The following is a 14378-nucleotide window of genomic DNA, read 5'->3' on the forward strand; positions in this document are numbered from 1 at the left end:
AGTCGCTACTTCACACTCCCGGCGGTCAGCCCGCCGACGAGGTAGCGCTGGAAGATCAGGTACAGGGCGACGACCGGCAGCGCGCAGACGATCGACGCGGCCATCATCTGGCCGTAGATCGGGACCGCGCCGCCCTCCTGGGTCGTCCCGAGCACCTGCAGGACCACGGCGACGGTCCGGGTGTTCGGGGTCGTCATGATCGTGGAGAACAGGACGTCGTTCCAGCCGAGCAGGAAGGCGAAGATCGCGGACACGACGATCCCCGGCCAGGACAGCGGCAGGACGATCTTCGTGAGGATCCCCGTCGAGGACGCGCCGTCGATGCGGGCCGCTTCCTCGAGTTCCTTCGGCAGCCCGCGGAGGTAGGTCACCATCACCCAGGTGGAGAACGGCAGGGCGAACGTCAGGTAGGTGACGAACAGGCCCCACCGGGTGCCGATGATCTGCACACCCGTGGCGCTGGCGATGTTGGCGAAGACGACGAACACCGGCAGCAGCAGGAGCGTGCCGGGGATCGACTGCAACGCGAGCAGGCCGCGGAGGAACGTCAGGCGCCCGAGGAACCGGAAGCGGACGAGCACGTAGGCCGTCGACACGGCGAGCGCGGCACTGCAGACGGCGACCGCGCCGGCGGTCAGGATGCTGTTGACGAGTCCCTGTCCGAGGGCGACCGTCGACCAGATGTCGGTGTAGTTGGCGAGGGTGAACTCGGACGGGAAGTACTCGCCGCGGGCGACCGCGACGTCCGAGTTGACCGAGCCGAAGACGATGTAGAGCACCGGGACGGCGATGAACGCGACGATGACGGCGATCACGGTGACGAGCAGCCAGCGCGGCAGCAGTCGGGTGACGTCGGTGTCGTAGGGACGCTTCGGCCGGCGACCACCGCCCGGGGCCGTGATGCTCTCGGTGAGCGTGGCGGTCGGACGGGTCCTGGTGGTGCTGTACCCGCTCATGCGCGTGCTCCCTCGACGTCGGCGGCGGCCGGGGCGGCCAGCACGGCGCGGTCGGCGCGGCGCTGCTTCCGGTTCGGGCCCGCGTCGTCACCGGTGTCGAGCTGGACGGCCCGCAGGTAGACGAAGAGCGGGATGGCGACGATCACGAGCGAGCAGATCGCCATCGCGGCGGAGAGGCCGAAGCGGAACGACTGGAAGCTCGCGATGTACGTCAGGACGGGCATGACCTCGACACTCGACGGCAGCGGGATGCCGAACAGGACGAACGGCAGCGTGAAGTTGTTGATGTTGTGCAGGATCGCGATGATCACCGCCAGGCTCAGCGGACCGCGCAGGTACGGGAACACGACGTCGCGGAGCTTGATCCACCAGGTCGCGCCGTCGAGCGACGCGGCCTCGTGGACCTCGAGGTCCACGGCCTGGAGGCCCGCCAGGCTCAGCAGGTACACGAACGGCCACGACGTCCAGACCATGACGCCGGCGAGCGCCCAGTAGGACGCCGGACCGTTCAGCCAGAGCACGTCGGTGTGCAGGACCGAGTTGACGACGCCCTGCGGCTGGAGCATCGTGCGGAAGAACGTGCCGACGACGAACGCCGGGAGCACGTAGGGGATCAGGTAGACCGAGCGGACGAGTCCCCGACCGCGGAACCGGTTCTGCGTCGAGATCGCGGCGGCGACCCCGATCGGGACGGTGACGGCGGTGACGAGCACGGCGAGCGACACCGAGATCCAGATGGAGTGCAGCAGCGGCGAGTTCGTGAACGCCTCGGTGAAGTTCGCGAAGCCGACGAACGGCGCGCTGAACCACTGCCGGAGCGTGTACTGGTCGAGGTCGAGCATCGCGATGAAGAACCCGACGAGCAGCGGGACCACGATGATCGCGAGCATGAGGAGACCACCGGGGAGCAGCATCCAGAGCGGACGTTCCCGCTTGTACAGCGGGGTCGTGCCGTGCGGGCGGACCGGGCGGTGCCCGTCCGTCCGCCCGGGTGCGGACGCGGTGCGTGACTGCGTGTCGGTGCGTGGCTGCGTGTCGGTCATCACAGCCCTCCGTTCTTCTGCCGGTCGAGCGTGGCCTGGGCGTCCCGCTGCGCGTCCTGCAGGCGCTTGCGGAGTTGGTCGTCGGTGACCTCGCCGCGCTTGAGCGACGGGATCGACTGCACGACGACGTCGACGAGCGCGAGCTGGATGTCCGACCAGGCGCCGGTGAAGGCGGTGGGCTTGGACAGGCGCCCGGCGTCGATGATGGGCTTGAGCTGGGGGTTCTCCGCCGCGAGCTGCGCGGCGGCGTCCACGTTGGTGGGCAGGTTGCCGAACAGGTCGTAGTACTCGAGCTGCGCCTTCTTCGTGCTCAGCTGCTTGATGAACCGGAACGACAGGTCCTGCTTGGTGCCGTAGTCGGCGACGACGAAGTTGTCGCCGGACAGGATGCTGGCGGCCTCGATGCCGTCGGTCGGGCGTTCGGTGGCGCCGGGCGGCACGGTCGGCAGCAGGGCGAACGCGTACTTGCCGTCGACCTTCGTGTCCTTGAACGAGTTGATGGCGGTGGTCGTCGTCATCGGGAAGAAGGCCGCCTTGCCGTCGGTGAACTGCGCGAGGGCTTGGGCGTTGTTCCACCCGATCGCTGCCTTGTCCACGACGCCGTCCTTCGTGACCCAGTCGAAGTACGTCCGGTAGGCCCGCTGCACGGCGTCCGCGTCGAGCTCGGCCTTCGAGCCGTCGACGATCGTGTTGCCGGCGTTCTCGGACATCCCCCAGATGAACTTCCACGGGTCGAACCCGTCGGCGTAGGCGATCGCCATGCCGTGCCGGTCACCGGTGGTGGTGGCCTTCGCGTCCGCCGTGAGCTGGTCCCACGTGGTCGGCATCTCGGTGATGCCGGCCTGGGCGAGCAGGTCCGTGTTGACCGCCATCACGAACGGGCGGCTGGCGAACGGGATGCCGATCTGCTTCGACGCGCTCGGACCCGAGATGCCGAACGACGCGGGGTCGAACTGGTCCTTGCCGCCGATGGCGTCCCACTGCTCCTTGCCCATCCGGACGAAGGCGCCGGTGGCGTAGGCGGTCGGGGTGAAGGTGGTGCCGATCGCGTAGACATCCGGGCCCTGGCCCGAGATGACGCTCGTCTGGATGGCGGTCAGTTCCTCCTGGCCGGAGGAGTACGTCTCCCACTGGATGTCCGCACCGGTGGTGCGCTTGAACTCGGCGGCGGTGTCCCGCTGCCACTGCTTGCGTTGGTCGGGGTAGGTCGTGTCCGCGCCCATCATGACGCGGAGCGTGTTGGGGTCGTCGCCACTGCCGTTGACGATCGCGCATCCCTGCAGGGACAGCGTCGCGAGGGCGACCACGACCACGGAACCGATCAAGGTCCGTGTCTTCATGGGGGTTTCCTCCTCGAAGCCTCCACCCGAGCGGCGCTGCTCGGGGTGTCGCCGGGGCGAGCCGGCTGACGACCACTGTCGCGCGGGTGGCAACAGGCGGCAACCGGTTGCCACTTGTTGCCAGAGCGGCCTAGCGTTCGGGACGTGCAGCACAGGACAGGGAGGTTCGCGTGACCGAGACCGACTCGTCCCGCCGCGTCACGATCCGCGACGTCGCCACCGCGACCGGTGTCGCACCGTCGACGGTGTCCCGTGCCCTGTCACTCCCCGACCGCGTGAACCCCGTCACGCAGCAGCGCATCCAGCAGGCCGCCCGCGACCTCGGCTACGTCGCGAACTCGCAGGCCCGGGCGCTGACGTCCGGCCGGACGCGGGCGGTCGCGGTCCTGGTGTCCGACATCACCAACCCGTTCTACTTCGACGTCATCCGGGGCACGCAGCACCAGCTCGCCGCCGCCGGGTGGACGCAGCTGCTCGTCGACACCGAGGAGTCCGCCGACGCCGAGATGGCCGCCCTGAGCGCGGTGTCCACGAAGGCCGACGGCGTCGTGCTCACCGCGTCGCGCCTGTCCGACGTCCAGATCGCGAAGTTCACCGAGCGCACCCCGCTCGTGGTGGTCAACCGCCGACCGGCCGGGGTGCCGTCCGTGCTCATCGACACCCCGGGCGGTGTCGAGCAGGCCGTGCAGCACCTCGTGTCGCTCGGGCACCGTGACGTCCTGTACGTCGCCGGACCGGACAGCTCGTGGTCGAACGAACGTCGCTGGCGCGCCCTGGTCCGTGTCGCGAAGCGCCTGGACGTCCGCGTCGCCCGCATCGGTCCGCACGCCCCGTTCGTCGACTCGGGTGCCGCCGCCGCGGACGCCGCCGTCAACGCGGGAGCGACGGCGTGCATCGCGTTCAACGACCTCATCGCGATCGGCATGCTCGGCCGGCTCCGGGAGCGCGGTGTCCGCGTGCCCGAGGACATCAGCATCGTCGGCTGCGACGACATCTTCGGCGCTGACTTCTGCAACCCACCGCTCACCACGATGACGTCACCGATCGAACGGGCCGGCCGCGTCGCGATCCGGATGCTCCTCGGCCGGCTCGGTGCCGTCCCGGCCGACGAGCTCCCCGGCGAGCAGATGAGCGGTGCCGTCGCCCTGCCGACGCACCTCACCGTCCGCGAGTCGACCGGCCCCGTGCCGGCCATCCACCACCGTCCGTCCTGAAGGAGCCGACGATGCCCCGTACCGACACCGCCACCGCCACCCCGCTGGCGCCGCACCCCGACCGGCTGTTCGCCGCCGACCCGGGAGCGCGTGCGGTCGCGCGCACCCTGTACGAGGCTGTCGCCCATGCGCCGATCATCTCCCCGCACGGGCACGTCGACGCGGCCCTGATCGCGGACGACCAGCCGTTCGCCGACCCCGCCGCGCTGCTGATCACGCCGGACCACTACGTCCTGCGGCTCCTGCACGCGAACGGTGTCGGACTGGAGGCGCTGGGTCGCGCCGACCTGTCGGGGACCGGCACCGTGCCTCCCGGCCGACAGATCTGGCGGAACCTGGCGGAGCACTGGGACGACTTCCTCGGCACCCCCGTCCGGTACTGGTTCGAGACGGAGCTGCACGACGTCTTCGGGCTGACGGAGCAGCCGTCGGCCGCGAACGCGGACGCGCAGTACGACCACATCGCCGCCCTGCTGCAGCAGCCGCAGATGCGGCCGCGCGCCCTGTTCGACGCCTTCGGCATCGAGGTCCTCGCCACCACCGACGCCCCGGACGCCGACCTCGCCGCGCACGCACGGCTCGCCGCCGACCCCACCTTCCGCGGCCGAGTGGTCCCCACCTTCCGTGCGGACGCCGTCTTCGACCCGTCCCGACCGGACTGGAGGCTCGTGGTCGCGTCCGTCGGCCAGGCCGCCGGCATCGACACGGGAACCCACGACGGGCTGCTCGCGGCACTCCGCGCACGTCGGCAGTACTTCATCGAGCACGGTGCGACCGCGACGGACACCGGGGTGCTCGACGCCGGGTCGACCCCGCTGTCACCGTCGGAGCGCGCGCGGATCCACGCCGCTGCGCTGCAGGGGCCGGCCGGGGTGACCGCGGCGGAGGCCGTGGCCTACCGGCACGACATGCTCTTCCGGTGGGCCGAGATGAGCGTCGACGACGGCCTGGTCATGCAACTGCACCCGGGGGTCGTCCGGAACCACCACGCGCCGACCCTCGAGCGCTTCGGGCCGGACACCGGGCACGACCTGCCCGGGGTCGGCGCGTTCACCGAGCCGCTGCGGCCGCTGCTCGAGGCCTTCGGCACCGCTCCCGGCTTCCACCTGGTGCTGTTCACCGTCGACGAGACCGTGTTCTCGCGGGAGATCGGGCCGCTCGCCGGGTTCTACCCCGCGGTGTACGCCGGGGCACCGTGGTGGTTCATCGACACCCCCGCAGCGATCGGCCGCTACCGGTCGGCGATCACCGACTCGACGTCGTTCACGAAGACGTCCGGGTTCATCGACGACACCCGGGCGTACTGCTCCATCCCCGCGCGGCACGACATGGCGCGGCGGGCGGACGCTGCGTACCTGGCGTCGCTCGTCGTGACGCACCAGGTGTCCGAGGAGGACGCCGTCCGTGTGGCGCAGCGGATCGTGTCGGACATCCCGCGGGCGACGTTCAAGTTGTAGGGGTGTGGCGCGCAGCTCGTGGTGCGGGCTCGCGCTCCGGGCTCTGGCGCTCCTCGTCAGGGCAGGCTCTGGCGCTCCTCGTCAGGGCAGGAGGGCGAGGATGCGCGCGACCGTCTCGTCGACACTGCCCACGATCGGGACGGCAGCGCCGGCCTCGTCGTCCGCGGGACGCTCGAGCGTGGTGAACTGCGAGTCGAGCAGCGAGTTCGGCATGTACTCGTGGTGCCGGTGCGACTGCCGGTCCGCGATGAGCTCCCGCGAGCCGTCGAGGTAGGCGACGAAGAGCTCGGGTGCACTCGACCGCAGCCGGTCCCGGTAGACGCGCTTCAGGGCGGAGTTCGCCATCACGCAGCGCTTCCCGGCGTCCTCCACCTGGGCGATCCGAGCGGCGCACGCGTCGAGCCACGGCCAGCGGTCCTCGTCGGTCAGGGGTGTGCCCTGCCGCATCTTCTCCTTGTTCGACGCCGGGTGCAGGTCGTCGGCGTCGACGAACTCCGCGGGTTCCCCACGGTCGTGCAGCGCCGTCGCGAGGGCAGCGCCGATCGTGGACTTCCCGGAGCCGGAGACCCCCATGACGAGGACGGGAGGCAGGGGCGTTCGATCGCTCATCCCTCCACCGTATGGGCGAGGGCACGCGTTCTCCCCAGGTTGCCGCAACACCCCGGCGGTCCCAGCCCGCCAGACGTAGCGTGGGCAGGACATGACGACGAGGGAGAACATCGTGGCAGACAGCAACGGTCAGGCGAACATCGGGGTCATCGGCCTCGCGGTGATGGGCTCGAACCTGGCGCGGAACCTCGCGTCACGCGAGGGCAACACCGTCGCGGTCTACAACCGCACCTACGCCCGCACCGAAGAGCTCATGAACGAGCACGGCGACATGGGCTTCATCGCGTCCGAGGACATCGACGGGTTCGTGGCGTCCCTGTCGAAGCCGCGCACCGCGATCATCATGGTCCAGGCCGGCAAGGGCACCGACGCGGTGATCTCGCAGCTCGCCGACCGGTTCGAGGAAGGCGACATCATCGTCGACGGCGGCAACGCCAACTTCCACGACACCATCCGCCGCGAACACGACCTCAAGGACAAGGGCCTGAACTTCGTCGGCACCGGCATCTCCGGTGGCGAAGAGGGTGCCCTGCACGGGCCGTCGATCATGCCCGGCGGCTCCGACGAGGCCTGGGAGACCCTCGGGCCGATCCTCAAGTCGATCGCCGCCGTGGCCGAGGGCGAGCCGTGCGTGACCCACGTCGGCACCGACGGAGCGGGTCACTTCGTGAAGATGGTCCACAACGGCATCGAGTACGCCGACATGCAGCTCATCGCCGAGTCGTACGACCTGCTCCGCCGCGTCGGTGGCTACAGCGTCGACCAGCTCGTGCAGGTGTTCGACGAGTGGAACAAGGGCGACCTCGAGTCCTACCTGATCGAGATCACCGGTGAAGTCCTCAAGCAGCAGGACGCCGACACCGGCACGCCGCTCGTCGACCTGATCCGCGACGAAGCGGGCTCGAAGGGCACCGGGGTCTGGACCGTGCAGAACGCGGTCGGGCTCGGCATCCCGGTCTCCGGCATCGGCGAGGCGGTCTTCGCCCGTGCGGTGTCGTCGAAGCCGACGCAGCGCGAAGCGGTGCGGAAGTCCGTCACGAAGCGCCCCGACATCGCCGAGGTGCCGGACACCTTCGCCGACGACGTCCGCGCCGCGCTCTACGCCTCGAAGGTCGTCGCGTACGCGCAGGGCTTCGACCTCATCATCGCCGGGGCGAAGGAGTACGACTGGGACATCGCGCTCGGCGACATGGCGAAGATCTGGCGCGGCGGCTGCATCATCCGTGCGCAGTTCCTCAACCGCATCGTCGAGGCGTACGACAAGGACCCGGAGCTCGCGTCCCTGCTCGTCGACCCGTACTTCGCGAACGCCGTCGCCGAGGGTGAAGCAGCCTGGCGTCGCATCGTCGGGATCGCCGCGGCGTCGGGGATCCCGGCACCGGGGTTCTCGTCGGCGCTGTCGTACTTCGACTCGCTGGCGTCCGAGCGCCTGCCTGCCGCCCTGATCCAGGGGCAGCGTGACTTCTTCGGCGCGCACACGTACCAGCGCACGGACAAGGACGGCACGTTCCACACGCTGTGGTCCGACGACGGGCGTCCCGAGGTCGAGCAGGAGCCGTCGACGCACTGACACCGACCGTTCCGACACCGGGGGCCTCGTCGTGGACGAGGCCCCCGGTGCGTCCGGGCAGGGCATCGCCGGTGCGCGGGCCGGCTGGGCTGGGCTGGGCTGGGCTGGGCTGGGCTGGGCTGGGCTGGGCTGGGCTGGGCCCGGCCGGGCTGGCTCAGGCGACGATGCGCTCGCGGGCCAGGCGGGCCAGGAGCTCGTCCAGGCGGTCACCGCGGCCGAGCAGACGATCCGAACCGGGAGCGGCCCGGACGAAGAACGTCGCGACCGCCGTGGTGTCGTCGGGGCGGACGTAGTGCACGACGATCGCCGGCGCGGTCCGTCGCCCGGCACCCGGCACCAGGACGTCCTCGACCCCGACGTGCACGACGCGGCTCCACCGGATGACGAGCAACCGGGTGGCCCGGCGCTCGTCGAGTTCCCAGAGGGACGCCTCGGTGGCTCCGAACGCCCAGGTCACGTGCTGCGCGAGCGGGACCTCGGGACGGACGGCCTCCAGCGTTCCCCGGAGCTCCGGGGTCGCCGAGGCCGGCACGAGCCACACGGTCGGGTCGACCCGACGGACGGCGACGGCGAGCACGTCGTCCGCCCGCCGACGGGCGATGGCTCGGGCACGGACGACGGCGACCACGATGACCGTCACCCCGATGGCGACGGCGGCGACCTCGGCGATGCCGAACGCGGTCAGGTCGGCGTCGGGGTCGGCGTTCACGACGATGATGCGGGCGGTCACCAGGGCGGCCCAGAGTCCGACGATCGCCCACCGCAGTGCCAGGAGCCGACGGTACGGCGACCAGCGTTCCCGGTCGCCGCGGGCACGACCAGGACCCGGAACACGGATCGGTCGCCTCGGCACGGTGACGATCCTGCCACGACGACGGCGTCCACCGGCACGCCCCGGGATGAACGATCCGCCAACCCGTCCCCGCGGTGGACCGCCCGTTCACAGCGGCACTGACCTACCATCCGAAGGTGACCGAGCCTGACCCGCGCCTCCTCCCGAACCGTCGCTGGGCCGCAGCCCTCGTCGGGGTGATCGCGATGCTGGCGTTCCTGGCCGTCGCGGAGCTCGGTGCGCTGCTGCTCGGCGGTGCCGGCAGCCCGCTGGTCGCCGTCGGTTCCGCCGTCATCGACCTGGCACCCCGAGGTGCGAAGGACCTGATGGTGTCGCTGTTCGGCACCGGCGACAAGGTGGCCCTGTTCGCGCTGATGACGGTCCTGCTCGTGGTCATCACGGCCGGCGCGGGCGTCCTCGAGCGTCGCCGACCGCCGTTCGGTGCGCTGGTCTTCGCCGCCGGCGGGGTGCTCGCGCTGCTCGCCGTCACCACCCGTTCCGGCAGCGGCACCTTCGACGGCGCCCCCACGGTCCTCGGTGTCGCCGCGTCGATCATCGCCCTCCGGCTCCTCCTGCAGCGCCTCCGCCGGTGGGAGGACGCACGCGCCGTCCCGACCGCCGCTGCCGACCGGACCGGAGCGGACCGCGCCGGAGCGGTCCAGCGACGGGCCTTCATCGGGTGGGCGGTGACCACCGCAGCGGTCGCGGCGGCGGTGGGCGGCGCCTCCCGTCTGGGGTCGGCGTCCCTGCAGGCGGCAGCCGCGATCCGTCGGGCCGTGCGCCTGCCGGAACCGGCGACCACCGCGGCACCGGTGCCGAGCGGAGCCAGCCTGGACGTCACGGGGATCACGCCGTACGTCACCCCGAACGCCGACTTCTACCGGATCGACACCGCCCTCCGCGTGCCGTCGATCGACCCCGCCGACTGGTCACTGAAGATCCACGGCGAGGTCGAGGAGACGGTCGAGATCACCTGGGCCGAACTGCTGGCCCTGCCGCTCGAAGAGCACATGGCCACCCTGAGCTGCGTCTCGAACGAGGTCGGCGGCAACCTGATCGGCAACGCGCTCTGGCTCGGGTACCCGATCCGGTCGCTCCTCGCCCGCGCCCGGCCGACGTCCGGTGCCGACATGGTCCTGTCGCGGAGCATCGACGGGTTCACCGCCGGCACGCCGCTCGACGTGCTGCAGGACGAGGGCACGCAGGCGCTCGTGGCCGTCGGCATGAACGGTTCGCCGTTGCCGGCCGAGCACGGTTTCCCGGCTCGACTGGTGGTGCCGGGCCTGTTCGGGTACGTCTCCGCCACCAAGTGGGTGACCGAGCTCGAGGTCACCCGGTTCGCGAAGGCGCAGGGCTACTGGACGCCGCGCGGGTGGTCCGAGCGCGGTCCGGTGAAGCTCGAGTCGCGGATCGACACCCCCTCCGACGGCACCTCGGTCAAGGTCGGCGACCGGGTCCCGATCGCGGGCGTCGCCTGGCAGCCGCACATCGGTGTGAAGGCCGTGCAGGTGAAGGTCGGGTCCGCCGGGTGGCAGGACGCCGAGCTCGCCGACTCGGTCTCCGCCGACACCTGGCGGCAGTGGGTCTACCGGTGGACGGCCGTCGCCGGGCAGCACGAGGTGCAGGTCCGCGCGGTCAGCGCCGACGGCGAGGTGCAGACGAGCGTGCAGCGTCCGCCGGCCCCGAACGGCGCTACCGGCTGGCACGGGGTCACCATCTCCGCGTCCTGACGGGAGGCGTGGGTCACCGCCCGCGCGTCCGTCCCGTCGGCGAGACGCCCCCGTCGTCACCCGGCGGGGCCGAAGTGGTCCGACGCCGCTGAATTCTGCGGCGTCTCAACGACTGCGCTGCGTCTCGGTGACTGCGCTGCGTCTCACCGACTCTGCGGCGTCTCAGCGACTCGGCGGTGTCTCGGGGCGCTCGACGGCGTCTCGGCCCGGCGCCGTCAGGCGGGGAGGGTCGCGACGACGCAGGTGCCGTCGACCTCGTCGTCGCGGGCGAGTTCGGCCGTGAAGCCGGCCGCCCGGAAGAGTCCCGCCGACACCGGCGCCTGGACGCCCGACACCTCGATGACGACGGCGCCGCCCGGCCGGAGCCACTCGGCCGCACCGGCAGCGATCCGCCGGTGCACGTCCAGGCCGTCCGCCCCGCCGTCGAGGGCGACCCGGTGCTCGTGGTCGCGAGCCTCGGTCGGCATCGAGGCGATGGCGTCGGTCGGCACGTACGGGGCGTTCACCGTGAGGACGTCGACCTGTCCACGGAACCGGGTCGGCAGGGGCGCGAAGAGGTCACCCGTGACGACGATCCCCCGGTCGCCGAGGTTCTCGGCGGCGACCTCGGTGGCGTCCGGGTCGATGTCGGCGGCGACGAGGTCGAGCGCGCCGATCCGTTCGAGCAGCGCCATCCCGATCGCCCCGGCACCGCAGCAGAGGTCGACGACCCGGTCGTAGCGGTGCAGACGCCGGGCGGCCTCGGTGACGACGACCCGGGTGCGAGCCCGCGGCACGAAGACGCCGGGTGTCACGCGGACGCGGTGCCCGTCGAAGGCCGCCCAGCCGAGGACGTACTCGAGGGGCTCCCCGGCCAGGCGCCGCTGCAGCAGCCCGCGGAGCCGCGTCGGGTCGCCGTCCCCGGCCGCGAGCAGCAGGTCGGCTTCTTCCTCGGCGAAGACGCTCCCGCCGGCCCGGAGTCGGGCGGCGAGGGCGTCCCGCGGGGTCGGTGCCACGGATGCGTCCGAGGACTCAGGCGGCGCCGTCGAACATCGACGTCACCGAGCCGTCGTCGAACACCTCGTGGATGGCGCGCGCGATGAGCGGTGCGATCGGCAGGACCTCGAGCTTGTCCCAGCGCTTCTCGAGCGGGACCGGCAGCGTGTCTGTGACGACGACACGGTCGATGAACTCGCTCTGCAGCAGCTCGGTCGCCGGGTCGGAGAACACCGCGTGGGTGGCTGCGACGACGACGCCCTTGGCGCCGCTGGCCTTGAGCGCTTCGGCTGCCTTGGCGATGGTGCGGCCGGTGTCGATGAGGTCGTCGACGAGCAGGCACCAGCGGCCGGCGACGTCACCGACGATCTCGTGCACCGAGACCTGGTTCGGGACGAGCGGGTCTCGGCGCTTGTGGATGATCGCCAGCGGTGCGCCGAGCTTCTCGGACCAGATGTCGGCGACGCGCACGCGGCCCATGTCGGGCGACACCACGGTCAGGGTCGCGGGGTCGAGCATCTCGCGGAAGCGCTCGAGGAGCACCGGCATGGCGAACAGGTGGTCGACCGGGCCGTCGAAGAAGCCCTGGATCTGCGGGGCGTGCAGGTCGACGCTCATGATGCGGTGGGCGCCGGCGGCCTTGAACAGGTCGGCGACCAGGCGGGCCGAGATCGGCTCGCGCCCACGGCCCTTCTTGTCCTGGCGCGCGTACGGGTAGAAGGGGGCGACGACGGTGATGCGCTTGGCCGAGGCACGCTTCAGTGCGTCGACCATGATGAGCTGCTCCATGAGCCACTCGTTGATCGGGGCGGTGTGCGACTGGATGACGAAGGCGTCGCATCCGCGGACCGACTCGTCGAAGCGGGCGTACAGCTCACCGTTGGCGAAGGTCCGGGCGTCGGTCGGGACGAGGTCGACACCGAGCTCTTCCGCGATCGACTTCGACAGCTCCGGGTGCGCTCGCCCTGCGACCAGGACGAGTCGCTTCTGGCCGGTTGTCTTGATTCCGGACACGTGTGGTGCTCACTCCCTGACCCCGTGAAGGGGTCGATCTGACCCGCCGGGGCCGATGTCCTGGGCTCCGGTCGGGGCCCACCGCTGACGGCCACGGGGACCGTCGAAGGTGTCATTCGCCTCGCGCGCGCCGAGCTGCCTCGGCCGCCGGGGTTCCGGGTCGGTTCTCCTCGACCCATCCCTCGGTGTTGCGCTGTGGGGCGTAGCTGATCGCGAGCGACCCGGCCGGCACATCCTTGCGGACGGTCGTGCCTGCACCGGTGTACGCCCCGTCGCCAATCCTAACCGGGGCGACGAACACGTTGTGCGACCCGGTCCGGACGTCCGAGCCGATGACGGTGCGGTGCTTGTGCACGCCGTCGTAGTTCGCCGTGATGGTGTTCGCACCGATGTTGGAGTCGTCCCCGACCTCGGTGTCGCCGATGTACGACAGGTGCGGGACCTTGCTGCCGCGGCCGATCACGGCGTTCTTGGTCTCGACGAAGGTACCGATCTTGCCGCGCGCGCCCAGGAACGTACCGGGACGCAGGTACGCGAAGGGCCCGACCGAGGCACCGTCACCGATGACCGCCAGGGTCGCGTCGACCCGGTTCACGGTGGCGCCGGAGCCGACCTCGGTGTCGCGCAGGGTGGTGCCCGGCCCGACGACGGCCCCGCTCGCGATGGCCGTCGCGCCGATCAGCTGGGTGTCCGGCAGCAGTTCGGCGTCGGGTTCGATCGTGACGTCCAGGTCGATCCAGGTCGAGGCCGGGTCCTGCACGGTGACGCCGGCCAACTGGTGCCGACGGACGATGCGGGCGTTGAGCTCACGCGCGGCGTCGGAGAGCTGCGCGCGGTCGTTGATGCCGACGACGAGCCACGGGTCGGTGAGCGTCACGACGTCGACCCGTCCGCCGCGGGCTGCGACGAGCTCCGGGACGTCGGTGATGTACTTCTCCCCCTGGGCGTTCTCGGTCGTCAGGGACGGCAGGACCGCACGCAGGTGGGTGACGTCGAACGCGTAGATGCCGGCGTTCGCCTCGGTGATCCGCAGCTGCTCCGGTGTGGCGTCCTTGTGCTCGACGACCCCGGCGAACGCACCGTCGGCGTCACGCACGATCCGTCCGAGTCCGGTCGGGTCGGGCGCGATCGCGCTGACGAAGGTGGCTCCGTGCCCGCCGTCGCCGTGGGCGTCGACGAGGGTGCGGAGGCTCGGCGCGTCGAGCAGCGGGACGTCGCCGGACAGCACCACGACGACGCCGTCGAAGTCGGCAGGGAGCGCGTCCACCGCGACCTCCACAGCGCGCCCGGTGCCGGGGACGTCGTCCTGGTCCACGATGCGGGCGTCGGGTGCTCGCTCGGTGATCTCCGCGGCGACGCGGTCACGCTCGTGTCGCACGACGACGACGACGTGGTCCGGGGACAGTGACTCCGCGGTGCGGAGCACGTGGGCGATCAGGGGCAGGCCGGCGAGCCGGTGCAGCACCTTGGGGAGCGAGGACTTCATGCGCGTGCCCTGCCCGGCGGCGAGGACGACGACGGCGATCCGCTGGTCGGTCATGCGTCCCATCCTGGCCCACGGCCCCGGCATCGTCCGACCGTCGTGCCGTTCAGTGGAGAACTCCGCGGTGAACCGCATCGGTGCAGGAGAACCCGCAC

Annotated in this window: 12 protein-coding genes; 4 read left to right on the top strand and 8 right to left on the bottom strand. The window is 71.2% G+C overall.

Features of this window, described 5'->3' with window-relative positions:
• Positions 1 to 5 precede the first annotated feature (5 nt).
• The 3 genes from JOD51_RS12970 to JOD51_RS12980 are packed head-to-tail and all read right to left on the bottom strand — an operon-like array spanning position 6 to position 3339.
• Positions 6 to 956: a carbohydrate ABC transporter permease gene (locus JOD51_RS12970; protein WP_204609141.1), complete on the bottom strand. Its 951-nt coding sequence runs from the start codon at positions 954 to 956 to the stop codon at positions 6 to 8.
• Complete coding sequence (locus JOD51_RS12975; RefSeq protein ID WP_204609143.1) at positions 953 to 1999, bottom strand: carbohydrate ABC transporter permease; 1047 nt, start codon at positions 1997 to 1999, stop codon at positions 953 to 955. Before JOD51_RS12975 ends, JOD51_RS12970 begins: the two co-directional genes overlap by 4 nt.
• Positions 1999 to 3339: an ABC transporter substrate-binding protein gene (locus JOD51_RS12980; protein WP_204609145.1), complete on the bottom strand. Its 1341-nt coding sequence runs from the start codon at positions 3337 to 3339 to the stop codon at positions 1999 to 2001. The genes JOD51_RS12975 and JOD51_RS12980 overlap by 1 nt, the downstream gene beginning before the upstream one ends.
• A gap of 170 nt (positions 3340 to 3509) precedes the next feature.
• On the opposite strand from JOD51_RS12980, the gene JOD51_RS12985 reads away from it, so the two are divergent.
• Both JOD51_RS12985 and uxaC read left to right on the top strand, forming a co-directional pair.
• The gene (locus JOD51_RS12985; protein WP_204609147.1) at positions 3510 to 4553 is read left to right on the top strand and encodes a LacI family DNA-binding transcriptional regulator; all 1044 of its coding nucleotides are present in this window, start codon (positions 3510 to 3512) and stop codon (positions 4551 to 4553) included.
• An 11-nt stretch (positions 4554 to 4564) separates the two neighbouring features.
• Positions 4565 to 6010, top strand: a complete 1446-nt coding sequence (uxaC, locus tag JOD51_RS12990) for a glucuronate isomerase (protein WP_204609149.1) — start codon at positions 4565 to 4567, stop codon at positions 6008 to 6010.
• An 81-nt stretch (positions 6011 to 6091) separates the two neighbouring features.
• On the opposite strand, the gene JOD51_RS12995 is transcribed toward uxaC, so the two are convergent.
• Complete coding sequence (locus JOD51_RS12995; RefSeq protein WP_204609151.1) at positions 6092 to 6619, bottom strand: gluconokinase; 528 nt, start codon at positions 6617 to 6619, stop codon at positions 6092 to 6094.
• A 91-nt stretch (positions 6620 to 6710) separates the two neighbouring features.
• Between JOD51_RS12995 and gnd the strand changes: the two genes are divergently transcribed.
• Positions 6711 to 8189: an NADP-dependent phosphogluconate dehydrogenase gene (gene gnd, locus JOD51_RS13000; RefSeq protein ID WP_204609153.1), complete on the top strand. Its 1479-nt coding sequence runs from the start codon at positions 6711 to 6713 to the stop codon at positions 8187 to 8189.
• Between the two features lie 154 nt (positions 8190 to 8343).
• Here gnd and JOD51_RS13005 read toward each other — a convergent pair whose 3' ends face one another.
• The gene (locus tag JOD51_RS13005; protein WP_204609155.1) at positions 8344 to 9042 is read right to left on the bottom strand and encodes a hypothetical protein; all 699 of its coding nucleotides are present in this window, start codon (positions 9040 to 9042) and stop codon (positions 8344 to 8346) included.
• A gap of 116 nt (positions 9043 to 9158) precedes the next feature.
• Between JOD51_RS13005 and JOD51_RS13010 the strand changes: the two genes are divergently transcribed.
• Positions 9159 to 10751: a molybdopterin-dependent oxidoreductase gene (locus JOD51_RS13010; protein WP_307839488.1), complete on the top strand. Its 1593-nt coding sequence runs from the start codon at positions 9159 to 9161 to the stop codon at positions 10749 to 10751.
• A gap of 215 nt (positions 10752 to 10966) precedes the next feature.
• Here the strand turns inward: JOD51_RS13010 and JOD51_RS13015 are convergent, their stop codons facing one another.
• The 3 genes from JOD51_RS13015 to glmU all read right to left on the bottom strand — a co-directional run bounded on the left by JOD51_RS13015 (position 10967) and on the right by glmU (position 14280).
• Entirely contained in the window at positions 10967 to 11746 is a 780-nt protein-coding gene (locus tag JOD51_RS13015) for a putative protein N(5)-glutamine methyltransferase (RefSeq protein ID WP_204609157.1), read from the bottom strand.
• Between the two features lie 16 nt (positions 11747 to 11762).
• Positions 11763 to 12740 (bottom strand): ribose-phosphate diphosphokinase, encoded by a 978-nt coding sequence (locus tag JOD51_RS13020; RefSeq protein ID WP_204609159.1) that lies wholly within the window; start codon positions 12738 to 12740, stop codon positions 11763 to 11765.
• 112 nt (positions 12741 to 12852) lie between these two features.
• Positions 12853 to 14280 (bottom strand): bifunctional UDP-N-acetylglucosamine diphosphorylase/glucosamine-1-phosphate N-acetyltransferase GlmU, encoded by a 1428-nt coding sequence (gene glmU, locus JOD51_RS13025; protein ID WP_204609161.1) that lies wholly within the window; start codon positions 14278 to 14280, stop codon positions 12853 to 12855.
• Positions 14281 to 14378 lie beyond the last annotated feature (98 nt).

The organism is Curtobacterium herbarum (assembly GCF_016907335.1).
Classification (GTDB): domain Bacteria; phylum Actinomycetota; class Actinomycetes; order Actinomycetales; family Microbacteriaceae; genus Curtobacterium; species Curtobacterium herbarum.